This window comes from Pseudomonas sp. PS02303 (genome assembly GCF_029959925.1).
GTDB lineage: Bacteria > Pseudomonadota > Gammaproteobacteria > Pseudomonadales > Pseudomonadaceae > Aquipseudomonas > Aquipseudomonas mandelii.
The window spans coordinates 1-16,000 of record NZ_JASCOM010000036.1 but is presented as its reverse complement, the minus strand read 5'-3'; the positions used below and the strand labels follow the sequence as shown (position 1 = coordinate 16,000).

The 16,000-nt window shown below is 59.9% G+C and carries 16 protein-coding genes and 1 pseudogene; all 17 read left to right on the top strand.

Translation table 11 applies throughout. The features are described from left to right. Nucleotide 1: 1 nt before the first annotated feature. The 17 genes and pseudogenes from mltG (at nt 2) to QMX98_RS11640 (ending at nt 15,920) form a co-directional block, all read left to right on the top strand. The gene (gene mltG / locus QMX98_RS11720) at nt 2-1,219 is read left to right on the top strand and encodes an endolytic transglycosylase MltG (RefSeq protein WP_154912842.1); all 1,218 of its coding nucleotides are present in this window, start codon (nt 2-4) and stop codon (nt 1,217-1,219) included. A gap of 19 nt (nt 1,220-1,238) precedes the next feature. Then, nucleotides 1,239-1,871 carry a dTMP kinase gene (gene tmk / locus QMX98_RS11715; protein ID WP_010461848.1) on the top strand — a complete coding sequence of 211 codons (633 nt, stop codon included), beginning with the start codon at nt 1,239-1,241 and terminating at the stop codon, nt 1,869-1,871. After that, nucleotides 1,864-2,850 (top strand): DNA polymerase III subunit delta', encoded by a 987-nt coding sequence (locus tag QMX98_RS11710; protein ID WP_282410782.1) that lies wholly within the window; start codon nt 1,864-1,866, stop codon nt 2,848-2,850. The genes tmk and QMX98_RS11710 overlap by 8 nt, the downstream gene beginning before the upstream one ends. Nucleotides 2,851-2,892: 42 nt before the next feature. Continuing rightward, the gene (locus tag QMX98_RS11705) at nt 2,893-3,249 is read left to right on the top strand and encodes a PilZ domain-containing protein (protein WP_010461846.1); all 357 of its coding nucleotides are present in this window, start codon (nt 2,893-2,895) and stop codon (nt 3,247-3,249) included. 14 nt (nt 3,250-3,263) lie between these two features. Then, the gene (locus tag QMX98_RS11700; protein ID WP_077747993.1) at nt 3,264-4,049 is read left to right on the top strand and encodes a TatD family hydrolase; all 786 of its coding nucleotides are present in this window, start codon (nt 3,264-3,266) and stop codon (nt 4,047-4,049) included. 342 nt (nt 4,050-4,391) lie between these two features. Beyond that, complete coding sequence (locus QMX98_RS11695; RefSeq protein WP_008152317.1) at nt 4,392-5,030, top strand: TetR/AcrR family transcriptional regulator; 639 nt, start codon at nt 4,392-4,394, stop codon at nt 5,028-5,030. Between the two features lie 138 nt (nt 5,031-5,168). Next, complete coding sequence (locus QMX98_RS11690; RefSeq protein WP_010461842.1) at nt 5,169-6,137, top strand: radical SAM protein; 969 nt, start codon at nt 5,169-5,171, stop codon at nt 6,135-6,137. Nucleotides 6,138-6,275: 138 nt separating this feature from the next. Then, complete coding sequence (locus tag QMX98_RS11685) at nt 6,276-6,881, top strand: DUF4823 domain-containing protein (protein ID WP_010461840.1); 606 nt, start codon at nt 6,276-6,278, stop codon at nt 6,879-6,881. Between the two features lie 16 nt (nt 6,882-6,897). Further along, complete coding sequence (locus QMX98_RS11680; RefSeq protein ID WP_169858222.1) at nt 6,898-7,458, top strand: DUF1285 domain-containing protein; 561 nt, start codon at nt 6,898-6,900, stop codon at nt 7,456-7,458. 205 nt (nt 7,459-7,663) lie between these two features. Then, nucleotides 7,664-8,380 carry a FadR/GntR family transcriptional regulator gene (locus QMX98_RS11675; protein ID WP_010461836.1) on the top strand — a complete coding sequence of 239 codons (717 nt, stop codon included), beginning with the start codon at nt 7,664-7,666 and terminating at the stop codon, nt 8,378-8,380. 37 nt (nt 8,381-8,417) lie between these two features. Next, on the top strand, nt 8,418-9,293 hold the full coding sequence (locus QMX98_RS11670; RefSeq protein ID WP_077747992.1) for an SMP-30/gluconolactonase/LRE family protein: 876 nt from the start codon (nt 8,418-8,420) through the stop codon (nt 9,291-9,293). A 197-nt stretch (nt 9,294-9,490) separates the two neighbouring features. Continuing rightward, nucleotides 9,491-10,309: an SDR family oxidoreductase gene (locus QMX98_RS11665; RefSeq protein WP_077747991.1), complete on the top strand. Its 819-nt coding sequence runs from the start codon at nt 9,491-9,493 to the stop codon at nt 10,307-10,309. 114 nt (nt 10,310-10,423) lie between these two features. Next, a pseudogene (locus tag QMX98_RS11660) lies at nt 10,424-11,428 on the top strand (substrate-binding domain-containing protein). A 66-nt stretch (nt 11,429-11,494) separates the two neighbouring features. After that, on the top strand, nt 11,495-13,039 hold the full coding sequence (araG, locus tag QMX98_RS11655) for an L-arabinose ABC transporter ATP-binding protein AraG (RefSeq protein ID WP_282410781.1): 1,545 nt from the start codon (nt 11,495-11,497) through the stop codon (nt 13,037-13,039). A gap of 9 nt (nt 13,040-13,048) precedes the next feature. Beyond that, a complete protein-coding gene (araH, locus tag QMX98_RS11650; RefSeq protein WP_010461824.1) occupies nt 13,049-14,017 on the top strand; it encodes an L-arabinose ABC transporter permease AraH in 969 nt (322 codons plus the stop codon). A 194-nt stretch (nt 14,018-14,211) separates the two neighbouring features. Next, complete coding sequence (locus QMX98_RS11645) at nt 14,212-14,925, top strand: GntR family transcriptional regulator (RefSeq protein WP_042932288.1); 714 nt, start codon at nt 14,212-14,214, stop codon at nt 14,923-14,925. Further along, the gene (locus tag QMX98_RS11640) at nt 14,922-15,920 is read left to right on the top strand and encodes an ADP-ribosylglycohydrolase family protein (RefSeq protein WP_282410780.1); all 999 of its coding nucleotides are present in this window, start codon (nt 14,922-14,924) and stop codon (nt 15,918-15,920) included. Before QMX98_RS11645 ends, QMX98_RS11640 begins: the two co-directional genes overlap by 4 nt. Nucleotides 15,921-16,000: the final 80 nt, after the last annotated feature.

Sequence of the window (16,000 nt, the reverse complement as noted above, 5' to 3'; positions counted from 1 at the left end):
CGTGAGACGTAAATTGTTGCTGCTGCTGGAAACCGGATTGGTTCTGGCAGGGCTGTGTCTGGGCGCCTCCGCCTGGAAGATTCATACGGCGCTGAATCAGCCGCTGAACATCACCCAGGAAGAACTGCTGGAAGTGCCTAAAGGCACGACACCCACCCGCACCTTCTATCGACTCGAAGCCGATGGCGTCATCAAGGACGCTTTCTGGTTGCGCGTGTATTGGCGTTTCAATCTGGCCGGACAACCCTTGCACAAGGGCGAATACCGCATGCAGCCCGGCATGACCGTCGAAGGGCTGATCGACCTGTGGAAGCGTGGGGACATCGTTCAATACAGCCTGACTCTGGTCGAAGGCTGGAATTTTCATCAGGTCCGGGCGGCATTGGCCAAGGATGAAAAACTCGAGCAGACCCTCAACGGCTTGAGCGATAGCGAAGTGATGACCAAGCTGGGCCATACCGGGATCTTTCCCGAGGGCCGGTTCTTCCCCGACACTTACCGCTTCGTGCGGGGCATGACCGACGTCGATCTGCTGAAAAAAGCCTACGATCGCCTCGACGAAGTCCTGGCCAGGGAATGGGAGCAGCGCGCTGCTGATTTGCCGTACACCGAACCCTATCAGGCGCTGATCATGGCCTCGCTGGTTGAAAAGGAAACCGGTGTGCCCCAGGAGCGCGGGCAGATTGCAGGCGTGTTCGTGCGACGCATGGCGATGGGCATGCTGCTGCAGACCGATCCGACGGTGATCTACGGCCTGGGTGATCGCTACAGCGGCAAGTTGACCCGCGCCCACCTCAAGGAGGCCACGCCGTACAACACCTATATGATTTCGGGCCTGCCACCCACCCCGATTGCCATGGTCGGCCGCGAAGCGATCCATGCCGCGTTGAACCCGGTGGCAGGCAACAGCCTCTACTTTGTGGCTCGCGGTGACGGCAGCCACGTGTTCTCCGATGATCTGGACGCCCACAATAATGCGGTGCGCGAGTTCCAGCTCAAGCGTCGTGCCGATTATCGGTCCAGTCCGGCACCGGTCACCGCGCCAGAAACTCCGAGTGCCGACACACCGGGTGCAGAAGCGCCGATTCCGGCCGCTTCGCCCAATCCCGATCCCGAAGCTTTGCCAGAAGTAGCGCCACAAGACGCGCCGCAAGAACCCGCTCCGGCGCCCGAACCCGTGCCCGAGCCGGACACACCGGCTCCGCAAAGCCCGCAATGACTCTGATTAAGGACTGCCCGTGACTGGCTTGTTTATTACCCTGGAAGGCCCGGAAGGCGCCGGCAAGAGCACCAACCGCGAATACCTGGCCGAGCGCCTGCGCGCCGCCGGTATCGAGGTGGTGTTGACCCGCGAGCCGGGTGGTACGCCCTTGGCCGAGCGGATCCGCGAGGTGCTGTTGGCGCCGGTTGATGAAGTCATGAACCCTGACACCGAGCTGCTGCTGGTGTTCGCCGCGCGCGCCCAGCATCTGGCCGAGGTGATTCGCCCGGCGCTGGCCCGCGGCGCGGTAGTCTTGTGTGATCGCTTTACCGATTCGACCTACGCCTATCAGGGCGGTGGTCGTGGTCTGTCGCTGGAGCGTATCGCGGCCCTCGAAACCTTTGTGCAGGGCGATTTGCGCCCGGATCTGACGCTGATCTTCGATCTGCCGGTGGAAGTGGGTCTGGCCCGCGCCAGCGCTCGCGGTCGCCTGGATCGTTTTGAACTCGAAGGCCGAACCTTTTTTGATGCCGTGCGCAGTGCGTTCCTCAAGCGCGCTGAAGCTGACCCGGCGCGTTATGTGCGGGTCGATGCCGCTCAGCCGCTGGCACAGGTTCAGCAGTCGCTGGACGCCTTGCTGCCACGCCTGCTGGAGTTGGCCCGTGGCTGAAGCCTATCCGTGGCAGGACAGCCTCTGGCAGCAGTTGGCCGGTCGCAAGCAACATGCGCACGCCTATCTGCTGCATGGCCCGGCCGGGATCGGCAAGCGGGCGCTGGCGGAACGGTTGATGGCCAGTTTGCTGTGCCAGCGTCCGACCGAGCAGGATGCCTGCGGTGAATGCAAGTCCTGCCTGCTGCTCAAGGCCGGCAGCCACCCCGACAACTACATCCTGGAACCCGAAGAGGCCGACAAGGCGATCAAGGTCGATCAGGTGCGCGATCTGGTCAGTTTCGTGGTCCAGACCGCCCAAATGGGCGGGCGCAAGGTGGTGTTGATCGAGCCGGTCGAGTCGATGAACATCAACGCCGCGAACGCCTTGCTCAAAAGTCTTGAGGAACCGTCCGGCGACACCGTTTTGCTGTTGGTCAGCCACCAGACCAGTCGTCTGCTGCCGACCATCAAGAGCCGCTGCGTACAGCAGGCTTGTCCGCTGCCGAGCGAAGCGATGAGTCTTGCCTGGCTGGCCAAGGCCCTGCCGGACAGCTCGGAAGAAGAGCGTATCGAACTGCTGACCCTGGCGGCCGGCTCCCCGCTGGCGGCGGTCAAGTTGCAGGCCCAAGGCGTGCGCGAACAGCGAGCTCTGGTGGTCGAAGGCGTGAAGAAGCTGCTCAAGCAGCAGCAATCGCCGACGCAATTGGCCGAAGAATGGAAAACCGTCCCGCAGTTGCTGTTGTTCGACTGGTTCTGCGACTGGTCGAGTCTGATCCTGCGCTATCAATTGACCCAGGATGAGCAGGGGCTGGGGTTGGCGGACATGCGCAAGGTCATTCAATATCTGGCGCAGAAAACCGCTCAGGATAAAGTCTTGAATATCCAGGACTGGATTCTCGCCCAGCGTCAGAAGGTCATGAGCAAAGCTAACCTCAATCCGGCCTTGTTGCTGGAGGCACTGCTGGTGCAATGGGCATCCTTGCCTACCCAGAAGTGATCGTCTGTGCCTAGACTCTGATCATCAGCAATGGAGGTCAGCATGAATGAAGCCGTCAATCCGGGGCCGCGCAACGGCATTTTGTCCCTGACCATCAAGGACAAGTCCGTGCTTTACGCGGCCTACATGCCGTTCATCAAGAATGGTGGCCTGTTTATCCCGACCAACAAGAGCTACAAGTTGGGCGACGAGGTGTTCATGCTGCTGAACCTGATGGATGAGATCGATAAGATCCCGGTAGCCGGCAAGGTTGCCTGGATTACGCCCAACGGTGCGCAGGGCAATCGGGCTGCCGGGGTCGGCGTACAATTCAACGACGGCGACAACACCGCGCGCAGTCGAATCGAAACCCATCTGGCCGGAGCCCTGAAGTCCGACCGTCCCACTCATACGATGTAAGTTGCAGCCCTTTTATGCTCGTAGATTCCCATTGTCACCTCGATCGTCTTGACCTCGCCGCCCACGACGGCTCCCTGGATGCCGCGCTTGATGCGGCCCGGCAGCGCGGGGTAGGGCACTTTTTATGTATCGGCGTCAGCGTTGAAAATGCCGCGGATGTCAAAGCCCTGGCCGAACGTTATGGCGACGTCGACTGTTCAGTGGGCGTGCATCCTCTGGATGTACAGCCGGGTGCCGCTCCGGCGCTGGATTGGTTGTTGCGTGAGCTCAATCACCCCCGTGTCGTGGCCATCGGTGAAACCGGCCTGGATTATCACTACGAGCCGGAAGCGGCAGAGTTGCAGCAGGCATCGTTCCGCTTGCACCTGCAGGCCGCTCAGCAAACAGGCAAACCGGTGATCATCCACACCCGTGGCGCCCGTGCCGATACGTTGAGTTTGCTGCGCGAGGCTGCGTTGCCTCAGGCGGGCGTGTTGCATTGCTTCACGGAAGACTGGGACATGGCCAAGGCTGCGCTGGACATGGGCTATTACATTTCCCTGTCTGGCATTGTCACTTTTCGCAATGCCGATGCGCTGCGTGACGTCGCCAGCAAAGTGCCGGCTGATCGATTGCTGGTAGAAACCGACTCGCCGTACCTGGCGCCGATCCCTTATCGCGGCAAACCCAACCTGCCGCAGTACGTGCGCGAGGTGGCGGAGTTTCTGGCAATGTTGCGGGGTGAGGCTTACGAGCGATTTGCCGAACAGACCACTGAAAACTTCAAGCGTCTGTTTCCGCTGGCGCATGTGAAGGGCTGAATCGCAGGCAAAAAAAACCCGGGTTCTGGGGGGTGAATCCGGGTTAAGACCATTAGGAGTAAAACAAAGGCACGCGGTCCGTTGGTACCTATATCGACGCGACACTTGGGGGAGATGCCCCGCCGACAGTTCAAGTATTGATCAGTATTGCGCCGAGTCCAGTTTACCGGTCCCGGTTTTTAAACAATTTTGGAATACGGGCGCTTCGGAAGTGTTCTCATCAACAGGCGACCCTGTGTGAAATCATCAAGAAACACAGATATGGTCGGATGATCCGTGCATTTTGGCGCAAGTTAGGCATAATACGCGGCTTCGAATTTTGACCCCTACAGACCTTTTCTTATGCATAAAGAACCTCGTAAGGTCCGTGAGTTTCGTCGCCGCGAGCAAGAAATTCTCGATACCGCGCTCAAGCTATTCCTCGACCAAGGTGAAGACAGTGTCACCGTCGAGATGATTGCTGATGCCGTCGGTATCGGCAAAGGCACGATCTACAAGCATTTCAAATCCAAGGCGGAGATCTATCTGCGCCTGATGCTCGACTACGAGCGTGATCTGAACGAGCTGTTGCATTCGGCTGATGTCGACAAGGACAAGGAAGCCCTGTCCCGGGCCTACTTCGAATTCCGCATGCGCGATCCGCAACGCTATCGCTTGTTCGATCGGCTGGAAGAGAAGGTGGTCAAGGGCAACCAGGTGCCGGAGATGGTCGAGGAACTGCACAAGATCCGCGCCTCGAACTTCGAACGCCTGACCTTGCTGATCAAGGGCCGGATCAGCGAAGGCAAGCTTGAAGACGTGCCGCCTTACTTCCATTACTGCGCGTCCTGGGCGCTGGTGCACGGTGCCGTGGCGCTGTATCACTCGCCGTTCTGGAGCAATGTGCTGGAAGATCAGGAAGGTTTCTTCCAGTTCCTGATGGATATCGGCGTGCGCATGGGCAACAAGCGCAAGCGCGATACCGACACTCCGAGTAGCTGAACCATTCAGTTGCCTTATTGCGCCATGATTTCTCTATATCGCGCAGTACCTCAGGAATATACTCAGGCATGGGACTTGCTAAAACTTGATTTGTGAGTCAAGTTTTACGCGTTCAAATTCCTTTCGCCGGAGTGCTCCATGATCGTTGACCGTCAAGGCAGGCGTTTCCGCAATCTGCGGATCAGCCTGACCTCAGCCTGCAATTACGCGTGTACCTACTGCGTGCCCAACGGCAAGCGGCTGGTGGCTGCGCAGGACGAATTGTCGGCCGACGCCATGGCGCGCGGCGTGGCATATCTGATCGAAGCGGCGGGCATCGAGCGCTTGCGCATCACCGGTGGCGAGCCGCTGGTCAGCCCCAAGCTCGAAGCCTTCATGACGGCCGTCGGCAAGATGGGCCTGGAAGACATCAGCCTGACTACCAATGGTCAGCTGCTGGCGAAAAAGCTGCCGTTGCTGGTAGACGCCGGCATCCGTCGCATCAACGTTTCCCTCGATACCCTGGATGCCAGCGCGTTCCGCAGCATTGCCCGTGGCGGCGACCTGGCGACCGTGCTCGACGGGATGGATCAGGCCAAGGCCGCCGGCCTTAAAATCAAGGTCAACATGGTGCCCCTGCGCGGCCAGAACCTTGATCAAGTGATGCCGCTGCTCGATTACTGCCTGGAGCGTGGCTATGAATTGCGCTTCATCGAGCTGATGCGCATGGGTCATCTGGCCAGCGACAACAACGCTTTCCTGCAACAGTTCGTCAGCCTTCAGCAGTTGCTGAGCCTGATTGGCGAGCGTTACGAGTATTTGCAGGCCGATGCACCCGTAGACGCCACAGCCGTGCGTTATCAAATACCGGGGCTGGGGCACTTCGGTGTGATCGCCAATGAAAGCGTTCCCTTCTGCCGGACTTGTTCGCGCCTGCGCCTGTCGTCCACCGGCTGGCTGCATGGCTGTTTATCGTCGAGCAATCGCCACTATGTCGGCGATCTGCTCGACAAGCCGCGCCATCAGGCATTGCCGGCGTTGCAGCGACTCCTGGTGAAAGCCTTGGGGGACAAGCAGGAAGTGGCGTTCTCGGGGGGGGCGACCATCATGAAGATTATTGGCGGCTGATCGGGCCTCATTGTCCGAACGCCGCTCCGAGCCTGCTCGCGATTGCTATCTATAAGGCCACAACATCCTTGAGCTGGCGCGGAAGCTGCATCCAATGGCCATTCGCCGGTTTTCCGTCACCGGCCTCTGGAGGGTAGGATGCGTAGCCTGGTTTTGCTGCTGGCCGTTTTGGCGCTTGGTGGCTGCATGAATGTTAGCGATATGGCTGAAGGAACTCGCTACCACATGAGCGATGCAGGGCTGCTGGATCACAGCGACAGTCGTCGGGTGAATAACCTGCGCATTCAGCCGGACTCATTCATTTACATCGCCCAAGGTGCCTTCGCGCCGCCGGGCAGTGCTTATCCGCGACCTAACGTGGTCGCTGAAGAAGCCTTCAACGGTTTTATCGAATATTTCCCGATGGTCCGCCGCGCGCGCGCGCCCGAAGGTCTCGACCAGGCCATGGGTGAAGCCCGCGCCGCCGGTGCCCATTACCTGCTTTACACACGGTTCGCCAAGGCGGATGACCGAATCGGTAACTCGGACGAATGGCTCGATCAGGAATACGTGGATCGCCTGGGCATCGACAGCGGCGTGATTCAGATCATGTTGATCGAGACCAGCACCCAGTATTTGATTGATACTGCACGTATCAAGAGTCGTGGCGGTTTACTGACGTTCCACGATAACAAGCCACAAGACCTGATCGGCCCGCCGCTTGAGCAATACGCGCGCAGCCTGATTGGTCTCAGCGACCAGTAATTCCAAGGAGAACGCCATGAGTGGCCCGCAAAAAGCCAACGACTTGTTGGGGCAAATCCCCAAAACCAAAGGCTTACCGCCGGTCCACCTGTGGAACCCTGATTTCTGTGGCGACATCGATATGCGCATCGCCCGCGACGGCACCTGGTATTACCTGGGGACGCCGATCGGGCGCAAGCCGATGGTCAAATTGTTTTCCACCATCATTCGCCGCGATGGCGATGACTATTTTCTGATCACTCCGGTCGAGAAAGTGGGCATCAAGGTCGATGATGCGCCGTTTGTGGCGATTACCGTGGACGTGGAAGGCGAGGGCGAAGCCCAGCTTCTGCGCTTCACCACCAACGTCGACGAGACCACTGACGCCGGCACCGAACACTCGATTCGCGTGGTGATCGACCCGGTCACGCAAGAGCCAGCACCCTACGTGCATGTACGCACCAACCTCGAAGCCCTGATCCATCGCAATGTGTTTTACCAACTGGTGGAGTTGGCAGTGACCCGTGAGATCGACGGGCAACGTTGGCTGGGTGTGTGGAGCGGCGGTGAATTCTTCCCCATCGGCCTTGAGCCTTAACGCATAGCACTGTGGGGCGGGCTTGCTCGCGATGAGGCCATAACATCAACCTAGATGTTACCTGTTACGCCGCCATCGCGATCAGGCTCGCTCCCACATTGGATGTGTGAGTCATCCAAAAAATCAAATTGACACCCAATCATATGATGATTAGCGTGGACACCCATCGCGAACGGCTTTGTGCCGCTCCTGCATCGAGGTGTCCATGTCCAGCAGTTTTCATGCGTCGACCGTCGATTGGCTGGGTTGCTGGATAGCCGCCGGCCAGGTCAAGCCCGGTGAAACCATCAAGGTCGAAGCCGACCTGGGTGAGCAGTTGGGTGTCAGTCGCACGGTCATCCGCGAAGCCATCAAAACCCTGGTCGCCAAAGGCATGCTCGAAGTCGGGCCAAAGGTCGGTACACGGGTATTGCCGGTGCGACGCTGGAACCTCTTCGACCCACAAGTAGTGGGTTGGCTTTCGCGCAGCGGCTTGCCGGAAAATTTCGTCGACGATTTGCTCGATCTGCGCCGCACCATCGAACCGATGGCCGTGCGCTGGGCCTGCGAACGCGCGACGGTCGAACAGGTCCAGGCGATCCAGCAGGCCTATAACGCGTTGGAACGGGCGGTGGACAGCGGCGTCGATTACAACCGCGCCGACCAGGTCTTCCACGAGTGCATACTCGCCGCCAGCCACAACCAGTTCATCGAACAAATGGTCCCGGCCCTTGGCGCGTTGTTGGCGGTGTCGTTCGAAGTGTCCGCCGCCGACCCGGACGAATTGCGCCGCACGCTGCCGATTCACAAAGACATGGCCGACGCCATCGCCGCACGGGATGCCGCGCGGGGTGTCTGGGCCTGCATGACCCTGATCGATAACGCGGACCTGGCGATCAAACGCTTTTATCCAAAAGTCATGGCCGACAAAAAAGCCGGCTGAGAGGCTTGCGCCACATACAAAAACAACAGGAGGTTTCATGACGTGGAATGCGGTTACCGGACACCGTGCGCAACTCGGTGAAGGTCCGTTCTGGGATGTGCCGACCCAGGCGCTGTATTGGGTGGACATCGCCGGCAAGCAAGCCCTGCGGCTGATCGGCGCCAACGTGCAAATCTGGAAAATGCCGGAACACGTGTCCGCGTTTATCCCCTGTGAAAGCGGCGATGCGCTCGTGACGTTGAGCAGCGGCGTCTATCGGCTGGACCTTGATTCGCCGGGGCTTGAGCCGCGCCTGACCTTGCTCTGCGTCGCCGACCCGCAACCCGGCAACCGCGCCAACGAAGCCCGCTGCGATGCACAGGGTCGGCTCTGGCTTGGCACCATGCAGAACAACATCGGTGAAAATGGCGAAGACCTGCCCATTGTGCGTCGCTCCGGCGGCCTGTTTCGCATCGACCGCGACGCCCGGGTCACGCCGCTGCTTCGCGGGCTGGGCATTCCCAACACGTTGCTGTGGAGCGAGGACGAGACCACGCTGTTTTTCGCCGACAGCATGGACAAAACCTTGTACCGCCATTTCGTCCACACCGATGGCAACCTGGACACCGCGTATGTCTGGTTCGGTCCCCACGATCGGGGCGGCCCCGATGGCTCGGCGATGGATGCCGAGGGTTTCATCTGGAACGCCCGCTGGGACGGTAGCTGCCTGATCAGGCTAACCCCGGATGGCTATGTCGATCGCGTGATCGAATTGCCGGTCAGCCGCCCCACCAGTTGCGTGTTCGGCGGCGAAGACTTGAAAACCCTTTACGTCACCAGCGCCGCGAGTCCGCTCAACCACCCGCTGGACGGCGCGCTGCTGTCGATTCGCGTCGATGTGCCCGGAAAAACCTGCACCCGCTTTGCTGGATAAAATCCCAAAATATGGGATGTAAAATTATATATTGAGATTATTTGGTGGTCGGGTTTATAGTCGGCCATCAGTTACACGCACTCACACTTAAAAAAACAAAACAGGTGAAGTGATGCAGCGATTTTCCAAAAAGACTTTTGACCGGACATCGACAGATGCCCGGCTTTTGTCGTCCCTGAAAAAAGGGGGCTTGATCCATGGCTGAGCCTCTTTCCTTGCCCGCCGTGCCCGAACCAGCCAAAGGCGAGCGCCTGAAAAACAAGGTCGTGCTGCTGACCGGCGCTGCGCAGGGCATCGGCGAGGCCATCGTGGCCACGTTCGCGTCGCAGCAGGCCAAACTGATCATCAGTGATATTCAGGCCGAAAAAGTCGAGAAAGTCGCGGCGCACTGGCGGGACAAAGGCTTCGATGTCCAGGCCATCAAGGCCGACGTCTCCCGGCAGCAAGATCTGCACGCGATGGCCAGGTTGGCCGTCGAGCGTCACGGCCGGATCGACGTATTGGTCAACTGCGCTGGGGTCAACGTATTCCGCGATCCACTGGAAATGACCGAAGAAGACTGGCATCGCTGCTTCGCCATCGACCTCGACGGCGCGTGGTATGGCTGCAAAGCCGTGCTGCCGCAAATGATCGAGCAGGGCATCGGCAGCATCATCAACATCGCTTCGACCCATTCCACCCACATCATCCCGGGCTGCTTTCCGTACCCGGTGGCCAAGCACGGCTTGCTCGGGCTGACCCGCGCGCTGGGCATCGAATACGCGCCAAAGGGCATTCGCGTGAATGCGATTGCGCCGGGCTATATCGAAACCCAATTGAACGTCGATTACTGGAACGGTTTTGCCGACCCCCAGGCCGAACGTCAGAGGGCATTCGACCTGCATCCGCCGCGTCGTATCGGGCAACCGATGGAAGTGGCCATGACGGCCGTCTTCCTGGCCAGCGATGAAGCACCGTTCATCAATGCTTCATGCATCACCATCGATGGTGGACGCTCGGTCATGTATCACGACTGAGCAAAACGGCTTTCAGACGCGGAGTTCCGTCTGAAATCCAATCATCATACGATATGACTATTTGCAGTTCCGGCTTTCAAAATAACGCTCAAAAAAAATAACAAGGAGTCAGCTATGAATCGTCGTCGTGGGATCCGTTCCCTGTGCTGTGCCGCTTTGGCGGTCACTGCGGTCAGCTTGAGCAGCACGCTGCTGGCGGCCGAGGAAGTGAAAATCGGCTTCCTGGTCAAGCAGGCGGAAGAGCCCTGGTTCCAGACCGAATGGGCATTCGCCGAAAAGGCCGGGAAAGACAAGGGCTTCACTGTCATCAAGATCGCCGTGCCTGACGGCGAGAAAACCCTCTCGGCCATCGACAGCCTCGCAGCCAATGGTGCCAAGGGCTTCGTGATCTGCCCGCCGGACGTCTCCCTTGGCCCGGCCATCATGGCCAAGGCCAAGCTCAATGGTATGAAAGTCATCGCTGTCGATGACCGTTTCGTCGATGCCAATGGCAAGTTCATGGAAGACGTTCCGTACCTCGGCATGGCCGCATTCGAAGTCGGCCAGAAGCAGGGCGCGGCAATGGCCACCGAAGCGAAAAAACGCGGCTGAGACTGGAAAGAAACCTATGCGGTGATCAACACCTTCAATGAGTTGGACACCGGCAAAAAGCGCACCGACGGTTCGGTCAAAGCCCTGGAAGACGCCGGGATGCCGAAAGACCACATCCTGTTCTCGGCGCTGAAAACCCTCGACGTACCGGGCAGCATGGACGCCACCAACTCGGCCCTGGTGAAACTGCCGGGCGCGGCGAAAAACCTGATCATCGGCGGCATGAACGACAACACCGTACTGGGCGGCGTGCGCGCCACCGAAAGCGCCGGTTTCGCTGCTGCCAACGTGATCGGCATCGGCATCAACGGCACCGATGCTATCGGCGAGCTGAAGAAAGCCAACAGCGGTTTCTTCGGTTCGATGCTGCCAAGCCCGCACATCGAGGGCTACAACACCGCGAGCATGATGTTCGAGTGGGTCACCACCGGCAAAGAACCACCGAAGTACACCGCGATGGACGACGTGACGCTGATCACTCGCGAGAACTTCAAGCAGGAACTGGAAAAGATCGGCCTGTGGAACTGAGGGCTGGTTGATTTCATCGGCGGCCCTGGCGACGGGGCCGCCTGATCTGTGTGATGAGGTGGTTTTATGCACGCGCAAGTACAGACACATGAGCACAGCGTCGGCGGCAGCCTGCGCTTCAACGGGATCGGCAAGACGTTTCCCGGGGTGAAGGCGCTGGATGGCATCAGTTTCGTCGCTCATCCGGGGCAGGTTCATGCCTTGATGGGCGAGAACGGCGCCGGCAAATCGACCCTGCTGAAAATCCTCGGCGGTGCTTACACGCCGAGCAGCGGCGACCTGCAGATCGGCGAGCAGACGATGGTCTTCAAGTCCACCGCCGACAGCATCGCCAGCCGGGTGGCGGTGATCCACCAAGAGCTGCATCTGGTCCCGGAAATGACCGTGGCGGAGAACCTGTTCCTCGGTCATCTGCCGGCCAGTTTCGGCCTGATCAATCGAGGCGCACTGCGCCAGCAAGCGTTGGCCTGCCTCAAAGGCCTGGCCGATGAAATCGACCCGCAAGAGAAAGTCGGGCGCCTGTCCCTCGGTCAGCGACAGCTGGTGGAGATTGCGAAGGCGTTGTCCCGTGGCGCGCATGTGATTGCCTTCGACGAACCCACCAGCAGCCTGTCGGCGCGGGAAATCGATCGCTTGATGGCGATCATCGGGCGTCTGCGCGACGAAGGCAAAGTGGTGCTTTACGTGTCCCATCGCATGGAAGAAGTATTCCGCATCTGCAACGCGGTGACGGTGTTCAAGGACGGCCGCTACGTGCGCACGTTTGAGGACATGAGCGAACTGACCCACGACCAGTTGGTGACGTGCATGGTCGGGCGCGACATTCAGGATATCTACGATTACCGCAGCCGCCAGCGGGGCGCCGTGGCGCTCAAGGTTGACGGTTTACTCGGGCCGGGACTGCGTGAACCCGTGAGTTTCGAGGTGCACAAGGGCGAGATTCTCGGGCTGTTCGGCCTGGTGGGCGCGGGGCGTACCGAGCTGTTCCGGATACTCAGCGGGCTGACGCGCAACACCGCCGGACGCCTGGAGCTTCGTGGTCATGAGGTGAAACTGCGTTCCCCCCGCGATGCCATCGCGGCCGGGATTCTGCTGTGTCCCGAAGATCGCAAGAAGGAGGGCATCCTGCCGCTCGCCAGCGTCGCCGAGAACATCAACATCAGCGCGCGCGGCGCCCATTCCACGTTCGGTTGCCTGTTGCGCGGCTTGTGGGAAAAGGGCAACGCCGACAAGCAGATCAAGGCGCTGAAAGTGAAGACGCCGAGCGCCGAGCAGAAAATCATGCACCTGTCCGGCGGCAATCAGCAGAAGGCCATTCTCGGCCGTTGGCTGTCGATGCCGATGAAAGTCCTGTTGCTCGATGAACCGACGCGCGGCATCGATATCGGCGCGAAAGCCGAGATCTACCAGATCATCCATAACCTGGCTGCCAGCGGCATCGCGGTGATCGTGGTGTCCAGCGACCTGATGGAAGTGATGGGTATTTCCGACCGCATCCTGGTGCTCTGCGAAGGCGCGATGCGCGGCGAGTTGTCTCGCGCAGAGGCCAATGAATCCAACCTGCTGCAACTGGCTTTGCCGCGCCAACGTGCTGACGGCGTGGCGAACTGAGAGGTGACTATGACCATCCAAAACAACGCTCTGCCCACTGCACGCAAACCTCTGGACCTGCGGCGCTTTCTCGACGACTGGGTGATGCTGCTGGCGGCGGTCGGGATCTTCGTGCTGTGCACGCTGCTGATCGACAACTTCCTGTCGCCGCTGAACATGCGCGGCCTGGGCCTGGCGATTTCGACAACGGGCATCGCGGCCTGCACCATGCTGTATTGCCTGGCGTCCGGGCATTTCGATTTGTCGGTTGGCTCGGTGATTGCCTGTGCCGGCGTGGTCGCGGCGGTGGTGATGCGCGACACCGATAGCGTGTTTCTCGGCGTGAGTGCGGCGCTGGTGATGGGGCTGATTGTCGGGCTGATCAACGGCATCGTCATCGCCAAGCTGCGGGTCAACGCGTTGATCACCACCCTGGCGACCATGCAGATCGTTCGTGGCCTGGCTTACATTTTTGCCAATGGCAAAGCGGTCGGCGTGTCGCAGGAGTCGTTCTTCGTCTTTGGTAACGGCCAGTTGTTTGGCGTGCCGGTGCCGATCCTGATCACCATCGTGTGCTTCCTGTTTTTCGGCTGGCTGTTGAATTACACCACCTACGGGCGCAATACCATGGCCATCGGCGGCAACCAGGAAGCGGCGTTGCTGGCCGGGGTGAACGTTGACCGGACCAAGATCATCATCTTTGCCGTGCACGGTGTGATTGGCGCGTTGGCCGGGGTGATTCTGGCGTCGCGCATGACCTCCGGGCAGCCGATGATTGGCCAAGGGTTTGAGTTGACGGTGATCTCGGCGTGCGTGCTGGGCGGGGTGTCGTTGAGCGGCGGGATCGGCATGATCCGGCATGTGATTGCCGGGGTGTTGATTCTGGCGATCATTGAGAATGCGATGAACCTGAAGAACATCGACACGTTCTATCAATACGTGATTCGCGGTTCGATCTTGCTGTTGGCCGTCGTGATTGATCGTCTCAAACAACGTTAACTTCGCTTTGTGGTGAGGGAGCTTGCTCCCGCTGGGCTGCGCAGCGGCCCCAAAATCACTGTTTTGATTCAGGATTTTGCGAGTGCTGCGCACTCGAGCGCTAGCAAGCTCCCTCGCCACAGTGATTACTCCTTCCGTCACCTCCCTTAAATAGTCCTTGCCCGCACCATCGCGTTTCGGTTATCACTTTGTACATGATTAGACAGGTACGATTTGACAAGAAACAACGGGTGGTCGACGAACTCATCCGGCGGATTGAAAGCGGCCTCATGGAGGACGGCTTTCTGTTGCCGGGCGAGCATCAATTGGCTCAAGAATTCAAAGTCAGCCGCGGCACGCTGCGTGAGGCCCTTGCCGAGTTGAAACGACGCAACTACATCGCGACCCAAAGCGGCGTCGGCTCCATCGTCACCTTCGACGGTGTGGTGCTCGATCAACGCAGTGGCTGGGCGCAAGCGCTCGCCGACAGCGGGGCGCTGATCAATACCGAAGTACTGCGGCTGGAGGCCGTCACGCGGCCTGATTTGCTGCCGCGCTTCGGCACCGACCAATTCATCACCCTCGACCGACGCCGTCGCTCCACCGATGGCAAGCTGGTGTCCCTCGAACGCTCATTGATGCCCGCCACCGGAGGCCTGGAAAGCCTGCCACGGGTCGGCCTGATCGACAATTCCCTGACCATCACCCTGGCCGCCTACGGCTACATCGGTGAACGCGGCGATCAATGGATCGGCGCTGAGCCCTTGAACGCCGAAGACGCCGCGTTGCTCGGTCGTCCGGTCGGCACCGTCTTCCTCAAAGCCTTGCGCACCACCTACGACCGGCAAAACCGTTTCATGGAACAGGTCGAAAGCCTGCTCGACCCGGTGCATTTTCGTCTGCACCTGCAGTTTGGAGAGTCGAAATGACCGCGCTCGACCGTGCGCTCGGTGCGTTCTACGGACTGGCCCTGGGCGATGCGCTGGGCATGCCGACGCAATCCCTGAGCCGCGCCGAGATCACGGCGCGCTTCGGTGCGATCACTGATCTACAAGACGCCGGTCCTGATCAGCCGATTGCCGCCAACATGCCCAAGGGCTCGATCACCGACGACACCGAACAGGCGATTCTGCTCGGTCAATTGTTGGTGGCCGGTGAGGGCCGGATCGAACCGGCCGTGCTCGCTCAGCGGCTGATCGAATGGGAGGCCGGGATGCAGGCCAAGGGTTCGCAAGACTTACTCGGCCCTTCGACCAAGCGCGCAATCGAAATGATCCTGGCCGGCCACTCGCCGGAAGAAGCGGGGCGCTACGGCACCACCAACGGCGCGGCGATGCGCATCACGCCGGTCGGTATCGCCACGGATGTCGCCCAGCCTGAACGTTTTATAAGCGCCGTCGTGCAGGCCTGCCAGGTCACCCACAACACCACGCTGGGAATTTCCAGTGCGGCGGCGGTGGCGGCAGTGGTTTCGGCCGGCATCAACGGCATGGACCTGGGCGAGGCGTTGAACCTCGGTCAGCAGATCGCCCAACAAGCCGAAAGTCATGGCCACTGGGTGGCGGGCGGACGGATTGCCTCGCGCATCAGCTGGGCGCGGACCATCAGCGTCGACAGTGACAAAGCGTTGCTGGCGGATTTGCTGTACGACGTGATCGGCACGTCGGTGGCTTCGCAGGAATCGGTCGTGGTCTCGTTTGCCCTGGCGCAACAAGTGGCCGTAGGTGAAATGAACGCCTTCGAAGCGCTGTGCATGGCCGCGAGCCTGGGCGGTGACACCGATACCATCGCTGCGATACTGGGCGCGATGCTCGGGGCTTGCCTGGGGCTTGGGAGTTGGCCGGTGGCGATGATCGAACAGGTCAAAGCCGTTAATGATCTGGAGCTGGAACCTTTGGTAAAAGGGCTTCTGGCCTTGCGCTGACTGAACTGGCCTCTTCGCGAGCAGGCTCGCTCCCACAGGTACCGTGCGGCTGCATTATCCCTGTAGGAGCGAGCCTGCTC

Excerpts from the sequence above, each read along its gene's own strand:
- QMX98_RS11665 (WP_077747991.1), top strand. The coding sequence starts at position 9,491 with ATGGCTGAGCCTCTTTCCTTGCCCGCCGTGCCCGAACCAGCCAAAGGC.
- QMX98_RS11700 (WP_077747993.1), top strand. The coding sequence starts at position 3,264 with ATGCTCGTAGATTCCCATTGTCACCTCGATCGTCTTGACCTCGCCGCC.
- araG (WP_282410781.1), top strand. The coding sequence starts at position 11,495 with ATGCACGCGCAAGTACAGACACATGAGCACAGCGTCGGCGGCAGCCTG.
- QMX98_RS11645 (WP_042932288.1), top strand. The coding sequence starts at position 14,212 with ATGATTAGACAGGTACGATTTGACAAGAAACAACGGGTGGTCGACGAA.
- QMX98_RS11680 (WP_169858222.1), top strand. The coding sequence starts at position 6,898 with ATGAGTGGCCCGCAAAAAGCCAACGACTTGTTGGGGCAAATCCCCAAA.
- QMX98_RS11675 (WP_010461836.1), top strand. The coding sequence starts at position 7,664 with ATGTCCAGCAGTTTTCATGCGTCGACCGTCGATTGGCTGGGTTGCTGG.
- QMX98_RS11640 (WP_282410780.1), top strand. The coding sequence starts at position 14,922 with ATGACCGCGCTCGACCGTGCGCTCGGTGCGTTCTACGGACTGGCCCTG.
- araH (WP_010461824.1), top strand. The coding sequence starts at position 13,049 with ATGACCATCCAAAACAACGCTCTGCCCACTGCACGCAAACCTCTGGAC.
- QMX98_RS11705 (WP_010461846.1), top strand. The coding sequence starts at position 2,893 with ATGAATGAAGCCGTCAATCCGGGGCCGCGCAACGGCATTTTGTCCCTG.
- QMX98_RS11690 (WP_010461842.1), top strand. The coding sequence starts at position 5,169 with ATGATCGTTGACCGTCAAGGCAGGCGTTTCCGCAATCTGCGGATCAGC.
- QMX98_RS11670 (WP_077747992.1), top strand. The coding sequence starts at position 8,418 with ATGACGTGGAATGCGGTTACCGGACACCGTGCGCAACTCGGTGAAGGT.
- QMX98_RS11685 (WP_010461840.1), top strand. The coding sequence starts at position 6,276 with ATGCGTAGCCTGGTTTTGCTGCTGGCCGTTTTGGCGCTTGGTGGCTGC.
- QMX98_RS11695 (WP_008152317.1), top strand. The coding sequence starts at position 4,392 with ATGCATAAAGAACCTCGTAAGGTCCGTGAGTTTCGTCGCCGCGAGCAA.